Here is a 25,912-nt window from a genome sequence, read left to right as displayed (position 1 = left end):
ATCGGGCGAAGCCCGAGTCGAAGGCCCTTGCGCTTTGGCCCGAGGAACGAGGGACAAAACGCAAGGGCAGTAAGCTTTCGAGGTGTTTTCGCTATAGTGGCTTCGCCACCCTCGCCGCCGGAGGCACGCTTTTTGTTTTTTAATGGATCATGACGGCATCAGGAGAGAGGGCCTGTGTGCCGGCTGGCATTGCCGACAAACCCTTTGATGCTGTTTTGGAGGTAGAAAAGCTCCCGAAGCCTCAGGGGCCCTTCCATGTCGAGGAAGGGCAGCACCAGAGGGTCGGTCTCCAGGATGGATTTGAGGACGCTCAGCTCCAGGTCCGCGCCCACCTGCCCGCGGCTGATCTCCGAGGTGACGATGGAGTCCCACAGTCGAAGCTGCTCCCTGTGCTGCCAGAGCACCCGTTCTCCGAACTCAAAGCTGCCGTAGTGGCCGTAGCAGAGGCGCTCGGGTTTAAGCTCCATAAGGGTCTCCAGGCTTTGCAGGGAGATATCGTAATAAAAGGGAGGCGGGGTGGAGGGCCGCATGTAGGAGATCCCCAGAACGCCCGGGAAGCAAGCCCCGGCAGCCTCTCCGGTGAACAGGTAGCGATCCGTCTGGTAGCTCACGTGGTGGGAGGCATGCCCCGGGGTGGGCACGGGCATCACCGAATTGGACATAAAGCTCTCGGCGGGCACAAGCCTGCTTTCGGATACGGGGCGCACCGGTCCGTACTGCACGGCGGTCTCCCCCAGGACCTTGGCCGTGCTGAGTTCCAGTTGATGGGGATTCAGCAGATGGGGGATCCCCCGGCTGTGGCACACCACCTGGGTCTCCGGGAAAAAGACGGCCAGATCCCCTGCGGCCCCGGCGTGGTCGATGTGCACATGGGTCAGCAGGATATAATCCAGACGGCTCACCCCAAGGGATTCCAGGGCCTTGACCAGGGCCCCTGCCGTCACCGACGGGCCGGTGTCCACCAGAAAGGTGACGTCCCCCACATAGATCCAGGCGGAGAGAAAGCTCTCGTACCCGGCGATGGGGGGATTGAGGCTCACCATAAAAAGGTCATCCGATACTTTGTACAGGATATGTTCCATAGGCTCTCACAGGGTTTGCCGGTCCTTGAGCAACTCTTCCAGATGACTTAGCAGATGCTTTGCGGCCGGATCCTCACCGCCCGGGCCCTGAAGGCTCGCCCGGAATATGGTCAGGGCGGTGAGGCGGTCTTCCGGGGTGCGGAGCAACTCCGGCAAGGTGCTGATGGCCAGCTCCCGGTTGAAGTTCAGCAACTGAACCTGTTCACCCACCACCTTTTTGGCCTCCCGCTTGGTCATGTCCTGAAGGTGTTTGCGCCCCTTCATCAAGGCTTTGAGGGTCACCAGCTCCTGCTTGTCCACCACCTGCTTCACGCGGCCCAGGGCCACCAGCCCGCGCATCAGTCCCTGGAAAAAGCCCCCCTCCACCATGCGGGAGATCCAGTGGTCCCCGCCGTTCTCATCCAGGGCCCCGACCCCCACATCCAGGGGGGTGTCCGGCATATCCACGGCTTCCTGGAAGAAAAAGTGGGCCATGGGGTTGTCGTACATGCTGTAGAAGAGGAGTTCGCAGGTGCTGTCCCGAAGGTCCCGGTATCCGTCGAGGAGGGCCACCAGGGCGTCGGAATACGCTCGCTCCACCTTGCGGAAGGTGTTGTCCGCCGGGGCCTCCATGCGGTGCTCCCGCACATAAGGGGTCCAGGCGCTTGCGGCGCGGGCCGCGGGGTTCATGCTGGAGACGGCATAGAGCCGTTGTCTCAACGGGGAGCTCTCCCGGATCAGGGTGGCGGTGAGTTCCGTGCCCCAGGGCTTCATCAAGGGACTCACAGCGGATTCGTAAAGTTCGGCGATCATCTCCGAGGTCTTGCGCACGTGCTCGAAGGGCCGTGCGTTGTAGTCGCCGCCCCCCCCATGCAGATGGGAGAGGTCCCGCACCTCGAAGCGTGCCTCGCCGTCCTCCTTGATCACCATCTCATAGAGGCCGGGGGCAAGGCGCTTGGCAAGATCGACGCAGTCGATGAGCTCCTTGTGCTCCCGCTCCACCACCTTCCGCGAGACAAAGATGCCCAGGTGCCCGACCTCCTCATGGAGGAGATACACAATGATCTGGTTGCGTGCCTTGATCTCCTCCACCGAGCCCCAGACCCGCTCGATCCACCCCAGGGCCTGCTCGGGTGGGGTGATGTTGTCTCCCCTGGAGGCAAACAGGATCACCGGGTCCTTGAGCTTCCTCAAATCCACGATCTCGCCGCTGCCCCCTTCCACCTGCCCCTCTTCCAGGCGATTGCCCACAAAAAGGTCCCGGACCACGAACTGGATCTCCTCCTTGGTCATGAAGACAAACCCGTTCCACCACCGTTCGAAGAAGATGTACCGGTCCCTTTCGGTGTCCACCGACTGCCAGAGGTTGTAATCCTTTTTCCAGAGGCTGTTGGAGGGGTTGAGGTCTTCAAAGCCCCAGACCAGCTGGGCCCCGTCAAACAGGCCGTTGCCCAGGTCCGCGGAGAGGGAGGCCAGCCAGACCCCGCCGAAAAGTCCCCCGCGGTAACGCATGGGATTCTGGGTGTCGCGCCCCGCCCAGTAGGAAAGGGGTGACCCGTTAAGAATCAGGGGCCCTGTGATGTCGGGACGATCTGCGGCGATGAGGGCGGCGGCCCATCCCCCCTGGCAATTGCCGATGATGGCCGGACGCTCCGCCTCGGGGTGAAACATGCGGATCACCTTAAGAAACTCAATATGGGCCTTGAACACGTGGGCCAGGGTCTGGCCCCGCACCGGCTCCTGGGTGAAAATAAGAAAATAGACGGGATGATTCTTGCGCATCACCATGCCCACCTCGGACTCTTTGCGAAACCCTCCGATGCCGGGGCCGTGGCCGGCCCTGGGGTCGATGATCACCACGGGCCGGGCGTCGGGGGCAATCTCCTGCCCCTCTTCAGGGGTGATGCGAGCCAGGGAGTAATTCACGGGATTGTCCAGGTCGCGTCCGTTGAAGATCACCTCGTAGTCAAAATGCAGCACCGGGGGCAGTCCTTTGCGGTTCTCCTCTATAAAATTGTCGCCCTGCTCCCTTTTGGTGTCGAGGAAAAGGGTCATGCGCTGCCCGAAATCGATCTGGTAGGCAAGGGCCTCCTGCATCAGGGCGGCCCCTTCCGAAAACATGGGCATATAAGCGGTAAAGGGGTTTTCCATGGGTACCTCCCCTGAAAAAACAAGTGGGTTGTGTGTTGGGGTGACTCATGTCTCAGTGACACCGAGGGCGTGGATGGGCAAAAAAACTCTCCGGCTGCTGAGGCCGATGGGAAGACAAGGGCATGGGGCGAGCGCCAAAGGGGCGTCTCAGGTATGACTCAACGGGGTCGCGGGGTCGGCCTGCAAAGAGCCGCAGGGGGCTTCAGGCGTCTTTTTCCGAGGGCCGGGCAATCATCACCGAACAGCTGGCCTTGTGGGCCACGCGCTTGGCGATGCTGCCGAAAATCACCAGCCCCATGCCGGAAAGGCCATAGGAGCCCAGGACGACGAGGTCGCAGCCCGACTCGTCCAGGTGGTTGAGGATCTCCGTGGAGACATGGCCGTCCAAAACCACGTACCGGACCTTCACCCCCCCGGGGATGGTTGCGGCATAATGTTTCTGGAGTTTCTCCTCCACCTGGAGGACCAGGTTGCTGTCCACGCTGTCGTCAAAGGTCACCGAGGTGAACACGGGGTTGTCGAAATCCGTCACCACGGGGTTCACCGGGGGCGGTACCACGTGAAGCACTTCCAGGACCGCATCAAATTTCTTTGCAAGGGTTGCAGCGGTGCGAACCGCCACATCGGCGTTTTTGGAAAAATCGGTGCAGCAGGCAATGGTCTGGAAGGTCATGGTCCCTCCTTTATGTCGGCACGGCGGGCCGAAGGGATTCGGCGTGAGCCGGCATCGTTGGTGAGGTATCGAGGATGGGCTATATTATAAAGGAGTTGGTAAGGCAAATCAATGTGTATCCCCTGCATGCATCGCCTCCCTTTCCAGGAGAAGCCGAAAGCCCACGTCATCGGCTGAAAACTGCGCTGAGGCAACGGGACGGAGAACCATACCGGCGTCCCCGGGTGCGTCGGCCCATCCTCCCCCCACAATGAGGCCGGGGGAACCCCCGTTGCCGGGATCACCCAGCCACTCCCAGACATTGCCCACCATGTTCACCAGGGCCACGGCCCCGGATCCGGCGGGCCTGGGGCCGCACCGATCGCACCGGGCACCGCCCTGGATCCATGCCCCGCAGGGATATCCCTCGTACCCCACGCAGTTGTTCCCCGAAAGGCAGGGTGTTTCCGGCCCCGAAAGGGTTAGAGCCCGTTGCCACTCTCGGGAGGTGGGCAGGCGGAAACGCCCCAGACCCATGATGTTCATGCGGGCCACAAAGGTATCGACCTCACGACGGGTAACGCTCTCCACCGGGCAATTGTCTCCGCATGCGATGAACCACGAGGGGTTGTACCCCATCACCATGCGCCACTGGGCCTGGGTGACCTCACTGGCCTGGAGGTAAAGCGGAGGGGTATCCTCCCCGGGAATCCTCACAAACACCATGCCCGGCATCACGGCAACCGTTGCCTCCGGCTCCCCGGCCACCCGGACCCTGGCGCCTGAGGCAAGTGCGGCAAGACGCTCTTGGGCGGATCGCTGCCGGTCTGCATCCCGCTGGGAGAAAAGGACCCTGCCGGTGCCCAGGTCCACCACCTCCAGGAAAAAATCGCCACGGCTGCCGGTGCCTGTCCAACGTCCCCGGGCCCCGAGTTCGGCCTCAAACACCTCCCCCACAAGGGCCAGGCAATCGGCAACCGAGGCCTCGCCCTCGCCACAGAGCCCCAGGGCAGCAGTCACCCCGTCCCCTTCAAAGAGCCGAAACCCACGGGCCAGATGGGTCACCAGCGTCTCCTGGAAATAGGAAACCTCTGCCTCAGGCCTGCCCGGGGCGTCAAAGGGAAACACCACAAGCCCCTGCCCCAGGGCCTGGGAAGCAAAGGCCAGAAAAACCCAAAAGGGAACCAAACGGACCATCGTCATCGCACCCTCCCGGCACGAAACATGTCATGAATCCGATATAAGATGACTGAGAAGTAAATGAAGGGCGACTTGCGCCCCGATCAAGTGGGGGGAAAACTGAGAATCCGAACAGATACGTCGCAACCGGGAAACCCCGGCCGGAAAGGGGCAGTGCCCCGTACACCGTAAGACAACAACCAGGCAAGCAATGCGTAAAAAAAGAAGACAAGAAGTCCATTTATTATGACTCAACGCGTCGAAATGTCAACAGATGGCATGGGGCCTTGCGCCCCCTTTTTCGTTTTCCGTGCCGATAACCGGTGGTATAGTGAGGGATCATCACCACCGGTGTCACGCGACGCCACCCCTTCCGATCACCTGAGCATGTCAACCGCCATCCCAACGAGCGAGGCAGCCATGGACCTTATCCCCCCTTACACCCCCCCGGACTTTTCCGCAGAGCCCCTGGCCTCCGCCCCGGTGATCACCACGGAAAAGGCACCCGCCGACGGCGTGGCCCCGGATGAATTTCACGCCACCAGCAACCACCCTGAATACGTGCACGTCGCCCCGGGGACCTGGGTCCTTTTGCACAAAAACCGCATGGACACGGTAATTCGAATGGACGGGGAAACACCCGAGGCCGTGGAGGCAAGGCGACTGAAAAAAGGGGACATGGTGGTGGTGGGCCGGGGAGAGGAGGGGGAAAAAGGGGTTTATATTCACACCGACGGCTTTGAACAAAGGCAGGGGCCGTCCAAAAAATTCGCCTTCATGACCAGAGGCAGCCGGGAGACCCCCTTCTCGCGAAGCTACGATCACCTCTACGACATCCTCCGGCACGAAAAAAAAGAGGGGTTCATCACCTGGGTGCTGGGCCCGGCCGTGGCCTTTGACAAGGACAGCAGAGACGCCATGGCAGGGATCATCCGGGAGGGGTACTGCCACGCCCTCATGGCCGGAAACGCCCTGGCCACCCACGACATGGAGGCCGGTGTCTACGGCACGGGCCTGGGCCAGGACATCTACACCCGGGAGCTCAAGCCCCTGGGCCACTACCACCACCTGGACCTGCTCAACAAGGTACGGAGAACAGGCTCCATCCCCGCAGCCCTTGAAGGGCTCGGCATCACCGACGGCATCATGCACGCCTGCGAAACCTGCGGGGTGCCCTACGTCCTGGCCGGATCCATCCGGGACGACGGCCCCCTGCCCGAGGTGGAGACCCACACAGGCAAAGCCCAGGACCGCATGCGGGTCTTTGCCGCCCAGGCCACCTGCGTCATCACCCTGGCCACCCAGCTCCACACCATCGCCTTCGGCAACATGACCCCGTCCTACCGGGTCCTGGACGACGGCACGGTGCGCCCCGTCTTTTTCTACGTGGTGGACATCAGCGAGTTCTCCGCAGACAAACTGGCCAACCGGGGATCGGCCCAGTCCACGGCCATCCTCACCAATGTGCAGGATTTTATGATCAACCTTGCCAACAACCTGATCCCATGAACCAGACCATCCGCATCATCGGCGTCCCCATCGACCTCGGCCAGCCCCGGCGCGGGGTCAACATGGGCCCGGACGCCATCAGGTACGCCGGCCTTGCCGAGCACCTCGCCCGCCTGGGCTACCACGTGGAAGACCGGGGCAACATCCACGTGCCCGTGCGGGACACCGTGCCCGAGGTACAGACCGTGGCCGAAATCGCCCGGACCTCGTCGGCCTGCTACGACCAGGCCCGCAAAGCCATTGAAGACGACACGATCCCCATCTTCCTGGGCGGGGACCACACCATTGCCGTGGGATCCGTGGGGGGCGTCACCCACGATGCCCCCTGCGGGGTGGTGTGGATCGACGCCCACGCCGACTTCAACACACCGGCCATCTCACCCTCGGGCAACGTCCACGGCATGAGCCTCTCCATCCTCCTTGGCAACGGCCACGAGGCCCTGGTCTGTTGCGGGCGCAGCGGGGCCAAGATAAGGGCCGACCAGGTGGTCCTGGTGGGCATCCGCGATCTCGACCCCCTGGAAAAAGAGGTCCTTGCCCGCTCGGGCATCACCACCTTCACCATGCGGGACATCGATGAGATGGGCATGAGCCGCGTGGCCCGGGAAACCATCTCCCGCCTCTCCCACCTGGGACGCCTCCACGTGAGCCTGGACATGGACAGCCTGGAGCCCGCCGGTGCCCCGGGGGTCGGCACCCCGGTGCCCGGAGGCCTCACCTACCGGGAGGCCCACCTGCTCATGGAGATCCTGGCCGACTCCCACCTCCTGAGCTCCATGGACATCGTGGAGATCAACCCCATCATGGACACCTCCAACCAGACCGCCACCCTGGCCGTTAAACTGGCCGTCTCCCTCTTCGGCAAACGCATCCTGTAAGGCTGACGTAAAAATATTATCGCTTGCGCCGGTAACGGGTCTGCACCAAGGCCCCCAGATGGACATCGGTGCGCACATGCTCAAAGGCCATGGCCTCGGTAAGGTCACCGAACAGCGTGGTTCCACCCCCAAGCAATACGGGCACCGTGGTCAGGGTCATCTCGTCGACGAGGTCCTCGTTCAGGAAACCCTGCACGGTCTTGCCTCCGTCGATATAGAGGTGGTCATGCCCCCTGCCGTGAAGGGTCTCCACAACCTCTGCAAGGGCGCCTCCGACCAGCTCGGCCTTCCCCTCGTGCCCCTTCGGCAACGACGTAAGGGTACGGCTCAGGACATACACCGGTTTGCTGTACGGCCAGTTGCAGTCAAAGCCGCAGACCACCTCAAAGGTCCGCCGCCCCATGACGATGGCGTCGATGCCCTCCATGAAATCCGCCCACCCGAAGTCCAGATTGTCCGGGTTGGGCACGGACTGCAGCCAGTCCAGCCCGCCGTCCCTGTCCGCAATGTAGCCGTCCAGGCTGATTCCTATGTACACACTGATTGACATCGCTGCCTCCTGTATTGAATGAGTGCCGTGATGAATGACTGGACCCGATCGGCCAACATGATAACACGGGAAAGATACGGTTATGGGAGTGATGACGAGAGAAGAGAAACAAGGCAGGGTTAAGCAGCTGAGTGTCAGCTATGAAAAACAGCCTCCGGCGGCCCTGCCGGGGGCCAAACTTTTAAAAAGTTTGATAAACAGGTCTTATGAACGGAACGTCTCGGCTCCACTGAACGTTATCAGCGAGCCGACTGTTATAAATGTACGGGCATGTATCGAAAAGCGGCCCGCCCGGGGCAAGCCGAATTGGCACAAGAGAAGAAAGCCTGCGAGCACCCCAGGCAGGGCCCCGCAGGCTCACCTGTGATTACACGCCATGGGCATCATGGGGAGCGGTCCCGTCGTCGAGTTCTCCCACGAGCTTTCCGGAAGGCCCCTGATCCCGGGTATTTTCCTGCCTGGCCAGGGCTTCCTTGGAGAAATCCACCAGGACCATGCCGGAGAACTTCTCCTGGTTGTAGAACTCCACCCGGTAGAGCATGCCCGCCTTGTCCACGGAAAAACGGCGCTGGATGTTGCGCTGGGAGATGGGAATCCCGGATTCGTTACGGATATTCTTCTGGGTAAATCCGATGACGTTGACCCTCAGCCCGGAGGTGGGGTCCACGGTGAACTCCTCCCGCACCGGGACAATCTCCCCGAAGGCCACCTGCCTGCTCACCCCGTCCACCGTCATCTGAACGGAATCAACCGAGGTGTCGTACTCGAAATACTCCGGATGCAGCCAGGTAACGCGCCTGTTTCCGTAATAGATCCGAACGCCCTGGCCGGTGTCCACGGCGGCCATGAGGGGATTGCTCGGCGAGAACTCCATGGGGTTCTCTTTTTTCAAGGGGATGTACCGCAGGTTGTTCCGTGCGTTTTTGACGTCCAACACGATGCGCTTGTCGTTGAGGGCAAAGCTCACGTTGTCGTTGATGGCGTGCTTCACCCCGGCAGAGGTCAGGTCAAAGCGCCTCTGGTAGGTGATGTCGAGCTCCTTGAAAAAGGACTCGATGGCGCGGATGTGGTAATACGCCCGTTCATGGGTGGGCAATGACTTGCTGGCCTCGATGCCGAAGGCGGGCTTGTTGTTGCGGATGGTAAAGTAGGTGAGGGTCTTGGCCATCTCCAGGTTGCCTTCACGGGTTCTGGTGTTCATGAAGGTATAGGTGTGGGACGGATCGAGAAGGGCATTGTTGACCTTTTCAACCGTTCGGGTCGCCATCTCCGAGAGGTTACCGAACCGAACCCCCTCCAGGGCCTCCTGGTCCGCGATGACGCACTGCCCCCAGCGGTTGGGGTTGCGCAGTCTGTCGATGTACGTGTCGCGGTAAAACCCGCTTCCGTCATGGAGGTTCAGCACCAGGTCCACCTCATCGTTTAAGATGAGTTTCTTGATCTTTTCGATGGTGCCGTATTCCGGGTCGCTCTCCTTGATGTCGGCGAACTTGCGGTTCAGGTCCCCGTAGACGCCTCTGGAGCGCTTGATGATGCTGAGGAAATTTAGGTTGGGAACCACCCAGACGCTGCCGGAGGTGATGGTGTAATGGGTGGTGATGATGGACGCGGCGTTGAAGCCCCCCGGCTCGTCGCCCTGGATGCCCCCGACAATGAGGATCGTGTTTCCGGGAACCCCGGACTCCATCTTGTGGACGGAAAATTCCAGGGATGATGCAAAGGCCGCCGACGTTGATACGATGGCGCAAACGACTAGTACGATGAATCTCAGCATGATTGCAACTTTACCTTAATATGCCATGGTTCAAAACGGACCCCGAGGTAATTCCCTTTGCTGTACCGGAGTTTGATGTAGCCCAAATCTTCGAGTTTTTTGTAGATGGGGGTGTCCGTGAACTTTTCCGTAAAATTGAGCACCCCGAACCCGACCTGACCGACATCAAAATCGCCGACGCCGTGGAAGGAGTATCCCGGGGGAGCCAGGGAGCGGGAGGCCAGGGAAAGGTTGCCGTCGTTGCTGTGGGCTTTGCTCAAAAAGAGCATGAACTGCTTGGTGACGCTTCGCAGGCCCGAGGTGAGAATAACGTCATCCCCGATGTCTTTCTTGATTTTTTTGTACATCTCAAGGGGGAGCCCCTTGTACAGGTAGTTTCCCGTGTAAGGAATCTTGACGGCTTTGGGTTCGTCAATGGTGTCGGTGAGGTTCTTCAGGGGCTTGTCCCCCATGAACCCGTAGAGAAGGCTGTCCTCATAGAAGATCATCTCCATGAAGTCCAGCTCCTTCTTGGTGAACCGCCCCACGCTTGTGTAGGCTTTGGCTGTTTTCACGGCACCATCGAAACTCAACAGGGCAAAGTGACCGTGCCCCACGATGCGTTGGATACGTTTCAGGCGACTCAGGGCGCTTTTGAGGGTCACTTTCTGATCGGCACGAAGAAAGATATCTTCGGTGTGCTTTTCGTCAAAATTCTCAATCTTATTCAGGTAATCCTTGATGTACCGGTCATCGATGGGCTGCACCTCGTCTTTGAACACGGACATCCACGCAGCGTAAGCCGGTGACGGGACCATGGACCCAAGGGTACCTGCGGCAGCAAGCCTCAAAAAATCTCTTCTGTTCATAATCACCAGAAAAATAAAACGTTAGTATCACTGCCGACGCGCCATGTTTCAGCCCGCCCCACAGCCTTTGCCGACAGTGTATAATTGCGTATCAACCTACCATAACACGTCCCCCGGATCAAACCTGCCACAAGAAAATCCAGTCGAAACCAAGGGGACTTTGCATGCCTTCATGCCACTGGAAATTCAGCATTCGCACACACGGATTCCGCCTCATTTTTTCCGCTTTATCCGCGTCGCCGTGTTTTCCTTTCCGGCCGGGGCCTGGCCCTGTCTTCTTCCCCCGGGTATAAACCTGTGATATGACCCTTCTGAGATAAAAGCCCGGGCAGACACACCTCCCATGGGAAAGAAGGATTCCCCGCACGCCCCAGCGCCCGACACAACCACACGGTTTCCATCACGTTCCGAATCTCCAAGGAGTCACCATATGAACCGCACCGAACACGCTCTTCTCACCCTGTTCCTTGCAGCGCTCCTCCTGCTGACCTCGGCATGTGCCACCAAACAGCCCGCTCGGACCGCCGGTGCTCCCCGTCCCTACAAGGTCCTGGGCAAATGGTACCAACCCCTGGCAACGGCCGATGGGTACGACGAGGTGGGCATCGCCTCCTGGTACGGCCCCAAGTTCCACGGCAAGCCCACGGCAAGCGGCGAGACCTACGACATGCACGCCATGACCGCCGCCCACAAGACCCTGCCCCTGGGAACCATGGTCCGGGTAAAGCACCTGGGCAACGGCAAAACAGTCACCTTGAAAATCAACGACCGCGGCCCCTTTGTGGGCAAGCGGATCATCGACCTTTCCAACAAAGCGGCCCATGCCATCGGCATGGTGGGCACCGGCACGGCCAAGGTACGCGTCACGGCGCTGAAGCCAAAAAAAACCGCTGCGGCTAAGCCCCTTACCCGGGGTGATTTCGGTGTCCAGGTCGGCGCCTTCAGCAGCCGGAGCAATGCAGAGGCTTACGCAGCCCGCCTTACCGACCGGTACAGCCTCCTTCCCGTCAAAGCCATGGAGGGACCAGACGGCCTCAACCGGGTGGTGGTGGGACACCTCCTCAACCGGGAAGCCGCCGTGGACCTGAAACTCCGCTTAATGGAAGACGGCTTTACCCAGGCCTTTATCCTCTCCCTATAGGACAGATTCGCATGCCCATCACCACCGTATTCATCGATCGCGACGGGGTCATCAACCAGGACTCCCCCGACTACATCAAAACCGTGGACGAGTTCCACTTTCTTCCCCGAAGCCCCGAGGCCTTTGCCCTCTTGAAGGCCCACGGCCTCTCGGCCATGGTCATCACCAACCAGTCGATCATCGGACGGGGCTGGGTGACCCGAGAGACCCTTTCAGCCATCTTTGACAAGATGACAGCGGGCATTGAAGCGGCCGGGGGCTCGGTGGACGGCATCTTTTTCTGCCCCCACACCCCGGACGACGGCTGCGCCTGCCGGAAACCCAAGCCCGGCCTCATCCATGACGCCTGCAACATCCACGGCATCGACCCCGCCTCCTCGGTGATGATCGGGGACAGCGCCAAGGACGTCCTCTGCGGAAAAGCCGCCGGGTGCGCGGCCACCGTGCTCGTACGAACCGGAAACCCCGACAAAGCCCTGGCCGCACTGGACGCCGAAGGCCAGCGCCCCGACCATGTGGCAGACACCCTCTTCGACGCGGTCCGCTGGGTCTTAGACACCTTGGGCTCGTAGCAAGGCAGTTCCATGAACACCATCACCCTGTCCGGACGCATCAAGCGCATCCGCTACCGAAATGAAGACAACAGCTACACCATTGCTGACCTTGTCACCGACGACACCGGGGTCACCATCACGGTGGTGGGGACCCTTGCGGGCATCGACCTGGAAGACCGGCTGCGCCTGTCCGGCACCTGGGAGAAACACCAGCGTTTCGGCGATCAGTTCCGCATCAGCGAGTATGAGCTGATCTTTCCCGAGACCGGGGAGGAGATAAAAACCTACCTCAAGCGCCTGGGGGTCAAGGGCCTCTCCACCCCCAAAATCCGAACCCTGGTGGAGCGATTCGGCGCCGAGACCTTAAGCGTCATCGAAACCTGCCCGGAGAAGATCACCGGTCTCAAGGGCTTCGGCAAGAAGACCATGGAGAGCCTGCGCGAGGCCCTCACCCGCCAGATGGAGGTCAAGCGCCTCATCGCCTTTTTAAAGGAACACGGCATCCCCGTGTCCCAATGCGCCCCCATCCACAAACGGTACGGAGCAAAGGCCACCGAGTGCATTAAAGACAATCCCTTTACTCTACTCTTCGACATAAACGGCATGGACTTTAACACCGTGGACCATGCAGCCCTCTCCCTGGGCATCGCCGAAGACGACCCCAGAAGGGTCCGGGCCTGCCTCCTTTTCGTGCTGGAGCAGTTCACCTCGGACGGCCATGTCTTTGCCCCGGCAGGGAGCCTCATCACCCGCTGCATGGAGCAGCACCACATGGAACACGAGCCCCTCACCGCGGCCCTGGAAGAGCTCAAGGCCAAGGGGCGCGTTGTTTCAGAGCCCCTGGAGCGAAACGGCGAAGCCATCCAGGCCGTCTACCCCAAAGAACTCTTCCGGGCCGAAGAGGGCATTGCCCGGCGCCTGGCCATGATGCTCTCCATGCCCGAAGAGGCCCCTGCCATCACCCGGGAGGAGATCCTGGAGACGGTGCTGTCACGGCTGGCCATCAAACTCTCCGACGAGCAGCTCGAAACCCTGGAGGAGATCCTCTGCCACCGGGTGGCCGTCATCACCGGGGGCCCGGGCACGGGAAAGACCACCCTGGTCCGCTCCATCGCGGCCCTGTGCGACCACCTGAACCACGAGACCGTCATGGCCGCCCCCACGGGCCGGGCCGCCCGGCGCATCACCGAGGTCACCGACAAAAAAGCCTCCACCCTGCACAAGCTCCTGAAATACGACTATGCCACCGGTGCCTTCGAGCACAACCGGGACAAGCCCCTTTCCGGCGACGTCTTCATCATCGACGAGGTCTCCATGGTGGACACCCTGTTGATGCACCGCTTCCTGGACGCCGTGCCCGTTGAGGCCACCGTGGTCTTTGTGGGGGATATCTTCCAGCTCCCCTCGGTGGGGCCGGGCAACGTCCTGTCGGACCTCATCGCCTCGGACCGCCTCAAGACCTATGCCCTCACCCGCATCTTCCGCCAGGCCCAGGAGAGCCCCATCGTCATGAATGCCCACAAGGTCCGCACCGGGGAGTTCCCGGATGCTCACCCGGAAGAAGGCAAAGGGCCCTCGGAATTTTACTTCATCGAAACCGGTGACCCGGTGAAGGTGATGCAGCGGGTGGTGGAACTCTGCGCCAAGCGGATCCCGGCCACCTACGGCTACACCCCCTTGGAGGAGATCCAGGTGCTGACCCCCATGCACAAAGGGGACGTGGGGACCATCAGCCTCAACGTGGCCCTGCAGGAGGCCCTGAACGAAACCGGAGATGCCCTCCAGTCCCTCGGGCGCACCTTCCGCGAAGGCGACAAGGTGATGCACCTGAAAAACAACTACGAAAAAGAGGTCTTTAACGGGGATATCGGGATCATCTGCGAGGTGAACAAAAAAGAGAAGACCCTGAAGGTGAATTACGAGGGAAGGAAGGTAGCCTATGAGACCGAAGAGCTGGACGAGCTGACCCTGGCCTACGCCATCAGCGTCCATAAATCACAGGGCTCGGAGTACCCGGCGGTGGTGGTTCCCGTCACCACCCAGCACTACCCGCTGTTGCAGAGGAACCTCCTCTACACGGCCATGACCCGGGGCAAAGAGCTGGTGATCCTCATCGGCACCCGACGCGCCGTGGAGATCGCCCTGTCCAACAACCGGCCCAACATGCGCTGCTCCCACCTGGACCGACGCCTGGCCGGGATGGCGTAAGGGCCATCACCGGAAGTTAGGCGTCTTCGGTGCCTTTCTTGGCGGGAAGGGGGACCTTGAACAGGGGGACGCCCTCTTTTTCGAGGACCTTTTCCTCTTCCGGGGAGCTCACCCCCCGGATGTTCCGGGGCTCGGAGACGCCGTAGTGGATCTTCAGGGCTTCCTTGGCAAAGTTGGCCCCCACGTCGTCGAAGTTCTGCTCCATGAACTCCACGATCTTGGCGCTGACGTCTCCCACGGCCAGGCCGCTGCTCTGCCGGGGACCCGACGGGGCGTTCACCGCCTTGGGGATGGCAAAGGTGCTGGGAACGATAAACACGTTTCTGTTGTCGCAAAAGGGACAGGTAACCAGCCCCTGTTTCTGCTGGTCTTCAAAGGCTGTCTTGTCGTCGAACCACCCTTCAAAGGTATGTCCGTTGGCACACTGCAGGTCAAAGGCTATCATACTATCACCGGTATCGATGGGATCGCTAATGATCAAAATATAGGGTTTACGCGGAATCCGGCCGTCATGGAACGGGTATACATACCATACTTGAACCATGGGTAAACAGTGATTTTTTCCTTCCAATGGGGCGGTGAGTTTGTATATGGTAAACCATCCCGAGGGATGGGAACCACACCGCCCAGGTGACGATACGCCATCGCCACGGGAGATAATGTTTTAGTTAAATTGGGATGTCCATCTGGACCGATTCAACGGTTCACCAGGGGAACGGAAAAGGCGGGTTGCGCCCATGCACCTTTCCGGGCCCCTTAAATATTGACAACACCGGAACGCCTATCCGAACCATGAACCCGGAAAGGGCTGCGACGTCACTTTCCGAAGGTCCCGTTCCAATGCCCCTCACGTGCTCTTGATTCAGGGGCCCAACGCGCAGGAGTCAACCATGAAAATCAAAGCTCTCATTACAGCTTGTCTGCTCTTTTCCGCGGCCCCGGCCGCAGCCCAAACCCTGTACATCACCGACCGTATCAACGCGACCTTTCGCGGCGGCCCGGGAACCGAGTACAGCATCCTGAGGGGGCTGCCCTCGGGCACGGCCGTGGAGGTCGTCGAGGACGGAGAAAAGTGGACCCGTGTCACCGTGGACGGAGAGGCCGAAGGCTGGGTCCTGACCCAGTGGCTGGTCCCCACCCCCACCAAAGGGGTGCTCCTTGACAAGCTCCAGGCCAAGCACGACCGGGTCCTTAAGTCCCGCACCGAGCTGAAGGGCCAGCTGGCAGAGCTGAAGAAAGAGAACAACGAGCTGAAAAAGAACCTGACCGATACGGAAAAACGCGCCGCCGAATCCGGCCAGGCGTATCAGGAGCTCAAAAAGAAATCCGGCAACTTCCTGCAGCTGGAAGAGGACTACAAGGAGACCAAGAACCAGCTGGCCAACCTCTCCAAAAAGGCGGACATCTTAAACGACCGCCTGGCCAAGAAGAACATGATCTGGTTCCTGGCCGGAGCCGGGGTCCTGCTCGTGGGCTTTATCATCGGCTCCAGCTCCCGAAAAAAGAGAAGTTCATATTATTAATGTAGGGGATGCGTCCCGCCCGGGACTGCCCGCCACGGGACCGCCCCTTTTCAAGGATGTCCATGGGGCCTCTGCCGGCCGTGCCCGGATAACACGCATCGCACAGCGTCACGATTTTCATCGTTACCGAGGCCTTTATGAACATCACGTCTGATTTTCTCGTTATCGGGTCCGGCGTCGCCGGACTCACCTTCGCCCTGAAAGTCGCCGAACACGGCACCGTCACTATCGTTACCAAAAAGGCGGTCTCCGAAAGCAACACCGCTTACGCCCAAGGGGGCGTGGCCGCCGTCCAGAGCGACATCGACTCCTTTGACCTTCACATCAAAGACACCCTTGACGCCGGAGACGGCCTCTGCAACCGGGACGTGGTGGACATGGTGGTCACCCAGGGCCCCGAACGGGTCAAGGAGCTCATCGACCTCGGAGTCAAGTTCAGCCTCTGCGACGACGACGCCCACAGGGCGCCCGGCACCGACTACGACCTGGGCCGCGAAGGCGGTCACTCGGAAAAAAGGGTCCTCCACGCCGAAGACATGACCGGCCGGGAGATCGAACGCGCCCTGGTGGAACAGGTCCGCGCCACCCCCGCCATCACCCTCCTGGAAGAGCACATCGCCATCGACCTCATCACCGTCTCCACCCGGGTCAAGAGCGGGATGATCACCACCACCCGGGACACCACCTGCTGCGGGGCCTACGTCCTGGACAAGGACGCCGACACCGTCAAAACCATCGCCGCCAAGGTGACTGTCCTGGCCTGCGGGGGCTCGGGCAAGGTCTACCTCTACACCAGCAACCCGGATGTGGCCACAGGGGACGGCATTGCCATGGCCTGGCGGGCAGGGGCTTCCGTGGCCAACATGGAGTTCATGCAGTTTCACCCCACCTGCCTCTACCACCCGGAGGCCAAGAACTTCCTCATCTCCGAGGCCGTGCGCGGGGAAGGGGCCGTGCTGAAAAACGAAAAGGGCGAGTGCTTCATGGAGAAGTACGACCCCTTGAAAGATCTGGCCTGCCGGGACAAGGTCTCCCGGGCCATCGACTCCGAGCTTAAAACCAGCGGGGCCGACTCGGTGTTTCTGGACATCTCCCACAAGGATCCCGCCTTTGTCAAAAAACGCTTCCCCAACCTCTGGCGACAGGGCCTGAAGTTCGGCTTCGACATGACCAAAGACCCCATCCCGGTGGTACCCGCCGCCCACTACATGTGCGGCGGGGTGGCCACCGACCTGGACGGGCGCAGCGACATCAAGCACCTCTACGCCATCGGGGAGACCGCCTGCACGGGCCTCCACGGCGCCAACCGCCTGGCCAGTAACTCGCTTCTGGAAGCCCTGGTCTACGCCCACAACGCCGCGGCCAGTGCCATCGAAGACGCAAAGGCCTGGAAGGCATCGGACGTTCAACTCCCCCGCTGGGACGACGTGGGCGCCACCGACAGCGACGAGGTGAGCCTGTTGACCACCAACTGGGACGAAATCCGCCGCTTCATGTGGAACTATGTGGGCGTGGTGCGCTCGGACAAGCGCCTCTCCCGGGCCCTGAACCGCATCGAAAACATCCAGAGCGAGATCCGGGAATACTACTGGAACTTCCGCGTCACCGCCGACCTCATCGAGCTGAGGAACATCGCCGTGGTGGCCGAGCTCATCATCCGAAGCGCCATGAAAAGGCGCGAATCCCGAGGGCTCCACTACACCATCAACTGCCCTGAGAAAAACGACGCCGCATGGCTGCGGGAGACGGTGCTGAAACGCACCCTCACCAACATATAAGACAGGAACAACGTAACTGTTCAGCTCAAACAAGCCTCCGGCGGCCCTGCCGGGGGCCAAACATTTGAAAAGTTTGACAAACAGGTTTTAAGCAAGCCTTTCCAGGCTTCGCCGAAATAGGTTCGACTTTTTCGCTCCATTGGGAATGTTTTTTACGATGCTTTTTTTATAAAAGCGCCCCCGGCGGCAAGCTGGACAAAAGATAAAAAGGGTCATGGAGATCACCTCCATGGCCCTTTTGTGTCTGATTCGTAAAAATGACTTAACAGCCTGTTGCCTGACATTCTGCAGGGTGTGCTTGCGCACCATCTGTTCGGAAAACCGACGCCTTTTGCCATGTCTATGCTGCGTAAAGGTCACCCGTGCATGGGGATTCATAATCCGTTACGATCCTTCGGCGGTGCGCAAGCGCACCCTACCTCACATCCCCTGCACCGTCGGCAGCGCGTTACATTCTCATAGGGGTATGCTTTCCCCAGAGGAATCCGCCTGCCCCCCGTACAAGCAACGACATCGTATCCTCTTACGTCGAAGCATGTGATGCCGCCCGCACAAATCATCAACGTTTATGTCAGGCGAAGCCCGAGCCGAAGGCGATTGCGCATTTTCCTGAGGAACGAAGGAAAATACGCAATCGCAATAAGCTTTCGAGGTGGCTCACCTCGCCGCCGGAGGCAGGCTTTGCCCATAGAAGGCAGGCTTTCAACTCATTACCCGCACTTGGTGTACCCGCAGAGGTGGCAGGTGACGCACCCTTCTTCGTGGGCCATGGCGCCGCCGCAGTCGGGGCAGGGATCATCGATGAGGGAGGGCTCCACCTTGACGCCGTTTGCCGGACCTTTGCCTTTGAGGTAGCGTTTCTCCAGCACCCGGCCGATGGCATCGGGGATGGAGAGGACCCGCCCCCCTTTCTGGAACACGGCGTGCTCGCCGCCGATGCCTTTCACCTGGTGGACGATCTCGGAGACGTCCACCCCGGAGCGAAGGGCCAGGGAGATGAGCCGACCGATGGCTTCGGTCTTGGCTGTGGTGGATTTGCCGGACTTACCGATGGTGGCAAACACTTCAAAGGGGCGGCCGTCCATCTCGGTGACGGTGACGTAGAGCTGGCCCATGCCGGTTCCGATCTTGGAGGTAAAGCCTTCCAGGATCTCGGGGCGCTCCAGCACCCTGTGGGAGGGCTCGGCCGGGGCCGCCTCTTTTTTGGCGTCGGAGACGGAGAGGACCTGGTTTTCCTTGCTGCCGTCCCGGTAGATGGTGACCCCTTTGCAGCAGAGGTCAAAGGCCATGTCGTAGATGTCTCGCACCTCGTCTTCGCTGGCCTGCCTGGGCAGGTTCACGGTTTTGGAAACGGCGTTGTCCGTGTGGTTCTGGAAGGCCGCCTGCATGCGGATGTGCCACTCCGGGGAGACGTCGTGGGCGGTGACGAACACGGCCCTTACATCCTCGGGGATCTCTTCCATGTGGGCGATGGTGCCGACCTTGGCGATGCGGGCCATGAGCTCGTCGCTGTAAAATCCCCGGGCTCGCGCCGTGGCTTCAAACAGGGGGTTCACCTCCACCAGCTCGTCTCCATCCATCACCCGGCGCACAAAGGAGAGGGCAAACACCGGCTCGATGCCGCTGGAGCACCCGGCGATGATGCTCAAGGTCCCGGTGGGGGCGATGGTGGTGCAGGTGGCGTTGCGGTAGGCCCGTGCCTCGTCCCCTTTAAAGACGCTCTTGTCGATGTTGGGGAATGCCCCCCGGGAGACGGCCAGGTGCCGGGAAGCCTCGTGGGCTTCGGCCTGGACAAAGCCCATGACCTTTTCTGCAAGGGCCACGGCCTCATCCGAGTTGTAGGGAATCCCCATCATGAACAGGAGGTCGGCAAAGCCCATGACCCCCAGCCCGATCTTCCGATTGCCCTTGACCATCTCGTCGATGGCGGCAAGGGGGTAGCGGCTCATCTCGATGGTGTCGTCCAGAAATCGCACGGCAAGCCAGACGGTCTCCTTGAGGGCCTCGTAATCCACCCGCGTTTTGCCCCCCTGGACCGCCACGCACCGGGAGAGGTTCACCGACCCCAGGTTGCACGCCTCCATGGGCAGCAGGGGCTGCTCCCCGCACGGGTTGGTGGACTCGATCTCCCCGATCTCCGGGGTGGGGTTGTCCCGGTTGATGCGGTCCAGAAAGACGATGCCGGGGTCTCCGTTGAACCAGGCCTGGTGGATGAGGGTTTCGTAGACGGTGCGAGCGTCCAAAGAGCCCCGGGGCTCTCCGTTGCGGGGATCGATGAGGTCGTAGGCCTCCCCCTGGCGCACCGCCTGCATAAAGGCATCGGTGACCCCCACGGAGATGTTGAAATTGTTCAGGGCTTCGTTGTCCTCTTTGCAGCCGATGAACTCCAGGATATCGGGATGGTCCACCCGCAAAATGGCCATGTTGGCCCCCCGCCGGGTGCCCCCCTGCTTCACCTGTTCGGTGGCGGTATTGAAAATTTTCATAAAAGAGACCGGCCCCGAGGCCACGCCCCCGGTGGAGCCCACCCGGCAGTTCTTGGCCCTGAGCCGGGAAAAAGAGAAGCCCGTGCCTCCGCCGGACTTGTGAATCAACGCCGCGTTCTTCACTGCATCGAAGATCCCCTCAAGGCTGTCGTCCACGGGCAGCACAAAGCAGGCCGCCAGCTGGCCCAGATCGTTGCCCGCGTTCATCAGGGTGGGGGAGTTGGGCAAAAATTTGAATTCCGTCATCAGGCGATAAAACGCCTCGGACACCTCCGAGGGTTCAAGGCCGCCCTCGTAGTATCCTTCTGCCTCGGCAATACTGCTTGCCACGCGCTGGAAAAGCTCTTCAGGCGTCTCCTCAAGATTCCCTTCAGGATCCTTTTTCAGGTACCGTCTCTCAAGGACCGTTCGTGTATTGTCCGATATTGTCAACATACCGCTCTCTTTCATGATTCCCTCTCGCGTTGTCGCTGTCATCTTCTCTCAGTTATTCACAGGTCATCTCAACCGAATTTTATCATGTATGCTTCCGCCGGTGTCGCCTGAAAGGGGTCGGAACCCCATGGGGGGAACCAACACACCGGACACCAGAGCAGGCAGGAGACTCAAAGAGAATCACCTCTCTTTTTTCTCTCCCATGGGCCGCAACCCGCCTTTTTTTTTACTGGATGGGTGTTGTCAGGAAAACGCCTCCGGGAACACCGGCTGTCTCTGGATGGGCTCAACTGCTCTAAATGCCATTTTAGCACAAGATATAGTGGCGTCAAGGCCAATTTACGCAGCATATAGCGGCATTGACATGGTTTGGGTCCGCTGCTATCGTTCTGAGTTTACCGAGACAACACAACCATGACTGACGGTAAGGGGATCGGGACCATGACAGGGAAAACACGCGGTACACAGCCGTTCCGGACGATGCAATCCACCATCGTGACGAGGCCTTGAACGCCCACCCAGGCAGAGGTATCGGCCATGGCCATTCCCCCTTTGCCGAATCCCGGACTCAGGCAGCCCAGCCCCCCGCCACGCCAACGGAGAGCCGCATGAAAAACCACACCGAGATCAAAGTCAGGGGCTACCACCTGGACCTGTACGGACACGTCAACAACGCACGCTACCTCGAATTCATCGAAGAAGCCCGCTGGGCCCTTTTTGAGGAACACCTGGGCAACCTGGCGGCAAAGGGGTACTCCTTTTTTGTCGTGAACATCAACATCAGCTACCAGAGCCCTGCCACCCTGGGGGACACCCTGGCCATCGAAAGCCGCATCACCCGGTTCGGGGGCAAGAGCTGCACCCTCAAGCAGACCATGACCAAAAAAGGCTCGGGCACCCCGGTGGTGGAGGCCGACGTCACCTTTGTCATTGCCGGTCCCGAAGGCCGCGCCCTGCCCGTGGAAGGGGACATCCGCGAGATGCTGGCCCCCTTTGCCGCGTAAAGGCCCAAACAAGCCTCCGGCAGAGCCGCCGGAGGCATTGGTCTTGTGTGTTTTGTTCTTATGCCGCCGCGTAACGCCCTCCCAGGGGCGGACGCCCCGTCGCCACCTGTACGCAATGGATAAATGAGCCGCAATGAAAGAGCATTCCCCCGGAAAATGGACGGTCTTCGCGCTGGTCACCACGGGCAGCTTCATGTCCACCCTGGATTCCAGCATTGTCAACGTGGCCCTGCCCACCCTCATGGGCAGGCTGAACACCACCATGGTGACCATTGAGTGGGTGGTGCTCATCTACCTCATCGCCTTTACCTCCCTGATCCTGAGTTTCGGGCGGCTGAGCGACATTGTGGGGCGCCGCCTGGTCCTGGTGGGAGGGCACGGCCTTTTTACCCTCTCCTCCCTGCTCTGCGCCCTCTCCCCGTCCGTGGGCGCCCTCATCGCCGCCCGGGCTCTCCAGGGCACGGGGGCGGCCATGATCATGTCCTGCAGCCAGGCCCTCATCGTGGACGCCTTTCCGGAAAACGAGCGGGGCAAGGCCCTGGGCAGCATCGCCACGGTGGTGGCCGCGGGGCTCACCTCGGGCCCTGCCGTGGGCGGGTTCATCCTCACCCATTTTTCGTGGCGGATGATCTTTGCCGTCAACATCCCCGTGGGGCTCACCGTGGCGGTTCTGGCCGCGCGGATTCTCAAAGGGTCCGAGGCCGACACCCGGCGCGACGAGCCCTTTGACCTGCCCGGCGGCCTGCTCATCGCCCTGTCCTGCGGAGCGCTCTTCACCGGCCTCACCCACGCCCATGCCTGGGGCTACGCATCCTTCCGCGTCCTTGGGCTCACCGGTACAGCCATCGCCCTGGCCCTGATCTTCGTGGCCCACGAAAACCGGACCGTTCACCCGGTCATGGATCCCAGCCTCTTTAAGGAGCGCATCTTCCGGCTGCCGGTTCTCTCGGCCGTCGCCCTTTATACGGCCCTGTTCACCATGGTCTTTCTCATGCCCTTTTACCTGCTCTTTCCCATGGGCTACTCCGAAGCCCAGGTGGGCACCGTCATGACGATCCCCTTTGCCCTGCTCTTTGTGGTGCCCCCCTTTTCCGGCGCCCTGGCCGACCGCATGGGCTCACGGATCCTCTGTGTCCTGGGCATGGGAACCCTCAGCCTGGCCCTGGCCCTGCTGGCCTGGCCCACGGAGGTCACCGCCTTTCCCCCCATTGCCTTCAAGCTGGCCCTGGCGGGTTTTGGCGTGGCCCTTTTCCTTCCTCCGAACAACACCACCATCATGAGCTCGGTGCCCGCTCCCCGCCGGGGGGTAGCCAGCAGCGTGGTGGGCGCCGCGCGAAACCTGGGCATGGTCACGGGCGTGGCCCTGGCAGGGGCGGTTTTTAACCACACCTACACGGCCCTGTCCGGGGCCAACGGGCTCTCCACCTACACCCAGGCCCTGCAGGGCCCCTTTCTCACGGCCTTCCGCTACGCCCTCTTCTGCGGCGCGGCCACGGCAGCTCTGGGCAGCCTTCTGGCCTGGCTGCGGGGGCCGGACACTCCGACCAGGTGACCCCGGTGTGATCCAGCACATAGACGGATTGAAAACCAGCCGTATAAGCTGCATCTTCACCACCGACAAGGAGGGGCTCCCTCGAAGCCCTGTCCCGGATAATTCACGAGAACACCTTACGGCTCACATCAGGAGGTCACCCATGAAACGACTCGTCCCCCTTCTTTGTCTCATGCTCCTTTTCTGGGGATGCGCGGAAACCCTGAACCATAGATCGGCTCCCCCGGACGCTGTCGAAGCAGAAAAAGCCATGCCCCCCCTCCCCACCTTCAGAATGCACGCAGACGGGGGCTCCATGTCCCGGGAGGTAAAAAGCGCCCCGGTTCGGAAACGGGGCCTTGACGCACCCTCGGCCTCGGGGCTCAAGGCCGCCTACGCCGATGACAACCGGCAGTTCAACCACTTCCTCGATTTTCTGGAGACCTACAAAGAGGTCCCCCACATCCCCGCCGACGTCAGCGAACGCATCACCCTCACCGTCCTGGACCAGAAAGGGCGCACCTTGCCGGACTGCACCGTCCGCATCGCCTTGGAAGGCAAGACGGTGGAAACCGGGACGACCACCGCCGACGGCATCTTCCGCACATACCCCGCCCTGTACGCGGGCACGGCACAAACCTTGGCGGCCACCTTCCGCTACGCCGGCCTGGAGAAAAAAGTGTCCCTTGATCGCAACGGACGGCGCGAGATAACCGTCACCCTGGACACCCACAGGTCCCTTCCCGCGGCCGTGCCTTTGGATCTCCTTTTTATTCTGGACACCACGGGCAGCATGGGCGAGGAGATTGAGCAGCTGAAAACCAGCATCGACCTCATCAACCTCAACCTTTCTCAGCTCTCCGTGCGCCCGCTGATCCGATACGGCATGGTGATGTACCGGGACGCGGGCGATGAGTACGTCACCAGAACGATCCCCTTTACCACCGACTTGGAAGCGTTCAGGCAGCGGTTGTCCCGCGTGCGGGCCGGAGGGGGGGGAGACACCCCCGAAGACCTGGAGAGCGCCCTGCAAAAAGGCATCGACGAGATGGACTGGAACGAGGCGGGCATCCGCCTGGCCTTTGCCGTCACCGACGCGCCGCCCCACCTGGACTACGACCACGCCTTCACTTACATGGATGCGGCCCGCACTGCCCGGGAAAAGGGCATCAAAATTTTCTCCGTGGGCACCGGCGGGCTCTCCCTTGCCGGGGAGTATGTGCTGAGGCAGCTCTCCCAGCTCACGGGCGGGGCTTACATTTTCCTCACGTACGGGGAGAGGGGGGAAAGCGACGGTGGCGCACCTGGGAGCGTCAGCCACCACACCGGCGCCAACTTCACATCGGACAAACTTGAAGCCGTTATCATCAACATCGCCCGAAACGAGCTGAACCACCTTGTGACCCAGCCGGACGAGACACACGGAGAGTACTTCGAAGGGGTCTCCGGCGGCCAGAAGCCCGACGAGGTCACGGCAGAGCTCTTTGATAAAGCCGTGGGGCAGCTGGCGGATTACGCGGCCATCTCCCTGTCGGGGAAACCGGCCACCGCCGTCCTCCCCCTGGCCTCGGAACTCTCCGGCCCGGACGCCTCCTACCTCACCTCGGCCCTTCTCATCGCCACCACCCGCCACCCCCTTTTCACCGTGGTGGAGAGGGACAACACCTCGGCCATGGTAGATGAGATCACCCTGGGACTCTCCGGGTTCGTGGACGAAGAGACCGCAGCAAAGGCGGGGCGCCTCACCGGTGCCGAACTTCTCATGGCCGGTCGCGTCGTCATCTCCGGTTCCAGGGCCGATGTCATCGTTCGCCTCCTTCGCGTGGAAACCGGGGAAGTACTCTCCGCCACCAGAATTCTCATGGACACCTCCCTTCTTCCGTCATCCTGGGATTGACACCGGGAGCCGACAGCACACACAAGGCATGGCGCGATACTCGATATCAACAGCGAATCGCGCCATGGCGCATCAATTAACATTTTTTCACGGATGTGATTTATTTCATAGAATCCCGATGAATAATTTACTATGAATGTACACTTCATTGATGATCAAGGATTCCTCTTCAAACCTGAGCCCCTATCTTACTGGGTGGACTGGGTCTTAACCGGAGAGATAATCATCGGTGAAGGTATGATAATGTAATGATTAGTTGAAAGGAAACATCATGAAGAAATGTATTGTAGCACTGGGTGCCCTTCTGCTGGTTGCCGGCACCTCTTATGCGTCCACCGTCAGCGAAAACTGCGGTTGCGGCCTCGGCAAAGAACTCATCGGCGAAAAAACCGGTCTTGCCTGGAACATCCTCGGCAGCTCCCTCAACGGAACCAGCGGGAACCAGACCTTCGGCATCTCCTCCGGTACCCTGGGTTGTGACAAGCCCGAGAGCTTCGTCAGCAACGAGCGCATGGACGCTTTTGTGGCCGACAACATGGACAGCCTGGCTGTTGACATCGCCTCCGGCAACGGCGAGAGCCTCGATGCCCTGATGGAAATTGCCCAGGTATCCGGTTCTGAAAAGGCCGCTGCATGCCAGGCCCTCCAGGCAAATTTCGACACCATCTACCCCACCGTCGACGTTGAGCACGCTGCTGTGTCTCAGTCCATCCGAGGCGTTCTTGCTCAGATCTAGCACAACATCCGCATGGA

General features: G+C 60.7%; 20 protein-coding genes. 11 read left to right on the top strand and 9 right to left on the bottom strand.

The features are described 5' to 3' along the window. Positions 1-158 precede the first annotated feature (158 nt). The 4 genes from ACOYW0_RS14070 to ACOYW0_RS14055 form a co-directional block, all read right to left on the bottom strand. Positions 159-1,082, bottom strand: a complete 924-nt coding sequence (locus ACOYW0_RS14070; RefSeq protein WP_482414497.1) for an MBL fold metallo-hydrolase — start codon at positions 1,080-1,082, stop codon at positions 159-161. A gap of 6 nt (positions 1,083-1,088) precedes the next feature. Next, positions 1,089-3,212: a DUF3141 domain-containing protein gene (locus tag ACOYW0_RS14065; RefSeq protein ID WP_482414496.1), complete on the bottom strand. Its 2,124-nt coding sequence runs from the start codon at positions 3,210-3,212 to the stop codon at positions 1,089-1,091. A gap of 202 nt (positions 3,213-3,414) precedes the next feature. Next, the gene (locus tag ACOYW0_RS14060; protein ID WP_482414495.1) at positions 3,415-3,885 is read right to left on the bottom strand and encodes a universal stress protein; all 471 of its coding nucleotides are present in this window, start codon (positions 3,883-3,885) and stop codon (positions 3,415-3,417) included. A gap of 108 nt (positions 3,886-3,993) precedes the next feature. Next, positions 3,994-5,067, bottom strand: coding sequence for a formylglycine-generating enzyme family protein (locus ACOYW0_RS14055; RefSeq protein WP_482414494.1), 1,074 nt, complete (start codon positions 5,065-5,067; stop codon positions 3,994-3,996). Between the two features lie 396 nt (positions 5,068-5,463). Here ACOYW0_RS14055 and ACOYW0_RS14050 point away from each other — a divergent pair, with 396 nt between their 5' ends. Further along, positions 5,464-6,552, top strand: coding sequence for a putative NPN-dependent ornithine cyclodeaminase (locus ACOYW0_RS14050; protein WP_482414493.1), 1,089 nt, complete (start codon positions 5,464-5,466; stop codon positions 6,550-6,552). Then, the gene (rocF, locus tag ACOYW0_RS14045; RefSeq protein ID WP_482414492.1) at positions 6,549-7,430 is read left to right on the top strand and encodes an arginase; all 882 of its coding nucleotides are present in this window, start codon (positions 6,549-6,551) and stop codon (positions 7,428-7,430) included. Before ACOYW0_RS14050 ends, rocF begins: the two co-directional genes overlap by 4 nt. 16 nt (positions 7,431-7,446) lie before the next feature. Here the strand turns inward: rocF and ACOYW0_RS14040 are convergent, their stop codons facing one another. The 3 genes from ACOYW0_RS14040 to ACOYW0_RS14030 all read right to left on the bottom strand — a co-directional run bounded on the left by ACOYW0_RS14040 (position 7,447) and on the right by ACOYW0_RS14030 (position 10,602). Continuing rightward, on the bottom strand, positions 7,447-7,980 hold the full coding sequence (locus ACOYW0_RS14040; protein WP_482414491.1) for a dihydrofolate reductase family protein: 534 nt from the start codon (positions 7,978-7,980) through the stop codon (positions 7,447-7,449). Between the two features lie 367 nt (positions 7,981-8,347). Continuing rightward, positions 8,348-9,754 carry a M14 family metallopeptidase gene (locus ACOYW0_RS14035; protein WP_482414490.1) on the bottom strand — a complete coding sequence of 469 codons (1,407 nt, stop codon included), beginning with the start codon at positions 9,752-9,754 and terminating at the stop codon, positions 8,348-8,350. Beyond that, the gene (locus ACOYW0_RS14030) at positions 9,748-10,602 is read right to left on the bottom strand and encodes a D-alanyl-D-alanine carboxypeptidase family protein (RefSeq protein ID WP_482414489.1); all 855 of its coding nucleotides are present in this window, start codon (positions 10,600-10,602) and stop codon (positions 9,748-9,750) included. Before ACOYW0_RS14030 ends, ACOYW0_RS14035 begins: the two co-directional genes overlap by 7 nt. 430 nt (positions 10,603-11,032) lie before the next feature. On the opposite strand from ACOYW0_RS14030, the gene ACOYW0_RS14025 reads away from it, so the two are divergent. Genes ACOYW0_RS14025 through recD2 form a run of 3 tightly spaced genes read left to right on the top strand, consistent with a single transcriptional unit; the run spans position 11,033 to position 14,505 of the window. Beyond that, on the top strand, positions 11,033-11,743 hold the full coding sequence (locus ACOYW0_RS14025) for a septal ring lytic transglycosylase RlpA family protein (RefSeq protein ID WP_482414488.1): 711 nt from the start codon (positions 11,033-11,035) through the stop codon (positions 11,741-11,743). Positions 11,744-11,754: 11 nt separating this feature from the next. Then, a complete protein-coding gene (gmhB, locus tag ACOYW0_RS14020; RefSeq protein ID WP_482414487.1) occupies positions 11,755-12,315 on the top strand; it encodes a D-glycero-beta-D-manno-heptose 1,7-bisphosphate 7-phosphatase in 561 nt (186 codons plus the stop codon). A gap of 12 nt (positions 12,316-12,327) precedes the next feature. Further along, on the top strand, positions 12,328-14,505 hold the full coding sequence (recD2, locus tag ACOYW0_RS14015) for an SF1B family DNA helicase RecD2 (RefSeq protein ID WP_482414486.1): 2,178 nt from the start codon (positions 12,328-12,330) through the stop codon (positions 14,503-14,505). 16 nt (positions 14,506-14,521) lie between these two features. Here recD2 and ACOYW0_RS14010 read toward each other — a convergent pair whose 3' ends face one another. Beyond that, on the bottom strand, positions 14,522-14,950 hold the full coding sequence (locus ACOYW0_RS14010; RefSeq protein WP_180137424.1) for a DUF1178 family protein: 429 nt from the start codon (positions 14,948-14,950) through the stop codon (positions 14,522-14,524). Positions 14,951-15,395: 445 nt separating this feature from the next. Between ACOYW0_RS14010 and ACOYW0_RS14005 the strand changes: the two genes are divergently transcribed. Together ACOYW0_RS14005 and nadB are read left to right on the top strand one after the other, a co-directional pair. Then, the gene (locus ACOYW0_RS14005; protein WP_482414485.1) at positions 15,396-16,028 is read left to right on the top strand and encodes a TIGR04211 family SH3 domain-containing protein; all 633 of its coding nucleotides are present in this window, start codon (positions 15,396-15,398) and stop codon (positions 16,026-16,028) included. 137 nt (positions 16,029-16,165) lie between these two features. Further along, positions 16,166-17,806: an L-aspartate oxidase gene (gene nadB / locus ACOYW0_RS14000; protein ID WP_482414484.1), complete on the top strand. Its 1,641-nt coding sequence runs from the start codon at positions 16,166-16,168 to the stop codon at positions 17,804-17,806. A 710-nt stretch (positions 17,807-18,516) separates the two neighbouring features. On the opposite strand, the gene ACOYW0_RS13995 is transcribed toward nadB, so the two are convergent. After that, entirely contained in the window at positions 18,517-20,727 is a 2,211-nt protein-coding gene (locus ACOYW0_RS13995) for a vitamin B12-dependent ribonucleotide reductase (protein ID WP_482414483.1), read from the bottom strand. A gap of 608 nt (positions 20,728-21,335) precedes the next feature. Between ACOYW0_RS13995 and ACOYW0_RS13990 the strand changes: the two genes are divergently transcribed. From ACOYW0_RS13990 to ACOYW0_RS13975, 4 genes are all read left to right on the top strand, one after another. Next, positions 21,336-21,731, top strand: a complete 396-nt coding sequence (locus ACOYW0_RS13990) for an acyl-CoA thioesterase (RefSeq protein WP_482414482.1) — start codon at positions 21,336-21,338, stop codon at positions 21,729-21,731. 133 nt (positions 21,732-21,864) lie between these two features. Then, the gene (locus ACOYW0_RS13985) at positions 21,865-23,283 is read left to right on the top strand and encodes an MFS transporter (RefSeq protein WP_482414481.1); all 1,419 of its coding nucleotides are present in this window, start codon (positions 21,865-21,867) and stop codon (positions 23,281-23,283) included. A 142-nt stretch (positions 23,284-23,425) separates the two neighbouring features. Beyond that, positions 23,426-25,159: a VWA domain-containing protein gene (locus ACOYW0_RS13980; protein WP_482414480.1), complete on the top strand. Its 1,734-nt coding sequence runs from the start codon at positions 23,426-23,428 to the stop codon at positions 25,157-25,159. A 271-nt stretch (positions 25,160-25,430) separates the two neighbouring features. After that, the gene (locus ACOYW0_RS13975) at positions 25,431-25,895 is read left to right on the top strand and encodes a DUF3015 family protein (RefSeq protein WP_482414479.1); all 465 of its coding nucleotides are present in this window, start codon (positions 25,431-25,433) and stop codon (positions 25,893-25,895) included. Positions 25,896-25,912 lie beyond the last annotated feature (17 nt).

The sequence above is a fragment of the Desulfoluna sp. HI9BLuna genome (genome assembly GCF_056829775.1).
The sequence above is the reverse complement of the archived record's forward strand: the minus strand, read 5'-3'. Positions and strand labels throughout refer to the sequence as shown.

What these genes read in the sequence shown, in the direction of transcription:
- ACOYW0_RS14070 (WP_482414497.1), bottom strand. Translation starts at nt 1,082, where the DNA reads ATGGAACATATCCTGTACAAAGTATCGGATGACCTTTTTATGGTGAGC.
- ACOYW0_RS14065 (WP_482414496.1), bottom strand. Translation starts at nt 3,212, where the DNA reads ATGGAAAACCCCTTTACCGCTTATATGCCCATGTTTTCGGAAGGGGCC.
- ACOYW0_RS14060 (WP_482414495.1), bottom strand. Translation starts at nt 3,885, where the DNA reads ATGACCTTCCAGACCATTGCCTGCTGCACCGATTTTTCCAAAAACGCC.
- ACOYW0_RS14055 (WP_482414494.1), bottom strand. Translation starts at nt 5,067, where the DNA reads ATGACGATGGTCCGTTTGGTTCCCTTTTGGGTTTTTCTGGCCTTTGCT.
- ACOYW0_RS14050 (WP_482414493.1), top strand. Translation starts at nt 5,464, where the DNA reads ATGGACCTTATCCCCCCTTACACCCCCCCGGACTTTTCCGCAGAGCCC.
- rocF (WP_482414492.1), top strand. Translation starts at nt 6,549, where the DNA reads ATGAACCAGACCATCCGCATCATCGGCGTCCCCATCGACCTCGGCCAG.
- ACOYW0_RS14040 (WP_482414491.1), bottom strand. Translation starts at nt 7,980, where the DNA reads ATGTCAATCAGTGTGTACATAGGAATCAGCCTGGACGGCTACATTGCG.
- ACOYW0_RS14035 (WP_482414490.1), bottom strand. Translation starts at nt 9,754, where the DNA reads ATGCTGAGATTCATCGTACTAGTCGTTTGCGCCATCGTATCAACGTCG.
- ACOYW0_RS14030 (WP_482414489.1), bottom strand. Translation starts at nt 10,602, where the DNA reads ATGAACAGAAGAGATTTTTTGAGGCTTGCTGCCGCAGGTACCCTTGGG.
- ACOYW0_RS14025 (WP_482414488.1), top strand. Translation starts at nt 11,033, where the DNA reads ATGAACCGCACCGAACACGCTCTTCTCACCCTGTTCCTTGCAGCGCTC.
- gmhB (WP_482414487.1), top strand. Translation starts at nt 11,755, where the DNA reads ATGCCCATCACCACCGTATTCATCGATCGCGACGGGGTCATCAACCAG.
- recD2 (WP_482414486.1), top strand. Translation starts at nt 12,328, where the DNA reads ATGAACACCATCACCCTGTCCGGACGCATCAAGCGCATCCGCTACCGA.
- ACOYW0_RS14010 (WP_180137424.1), bottom strand. Translation starts at nt 14,950, where the DNA reads ATGATAGCCTTTGACCTGCAGTGTGCCAACGGACATACCTTTGAAGGG.
- ACOYW0_RS14005 (WP_482414485.1), top strand. Translation starts at nt 15,396, where the DNA reads ATGAAAATCAAAGCTCTCATTACAGCTTGTCTGCTCTTTTCCGCGGCC.
- nadB (WP_482414484.1), top strand. Translation starts at nt 16,166, where the DNA reads ATGAACATCACGTCTGATTTTCTCGTTATCGGGTCCGGCGTCGCCGGA.
- ACOYW0_RS13995 (WP_482414483.1), bottom strand. Translation starts at nt 20,727, where the DNA reads ATGTTGACAATATCGGACAATACACGAACGGTCCTTGAGAGACGGTAC.
- ACOYW0_RS13990 (WP_482414482.1), top strand. Translation starts at nt 21,336, where the DNA reads ATGAAAAACCACACCGAGATCAAAGTCAGGGGCTACCACCTGGACCTG.
- ACOYW0_RS13985 (WP_482414481.1), top strand. Translation starts at nt 21,865, where the DNA reads ATGAAAGAGCATTCCCCCGGAAAATGGACGGTCTTCGCGCTGGTCACC.
- ACOYW0_RS13980 (WP_482414480.1), top strand. Translation starts at nt 23,426, where the DNA reads ATGAAACGACTCGTCCCCCTTCTTTGTCTCATGCTCCTTTTCTGGGGA.
- ACOYW0_RS13975 (WP_482414479.1), top strand. Translation starts at nt 25,431, where the DNA reads ATGAAGAAATGTATTGTAGCACTGGGTGCCCTTCTGCTGGTTGCCGGC.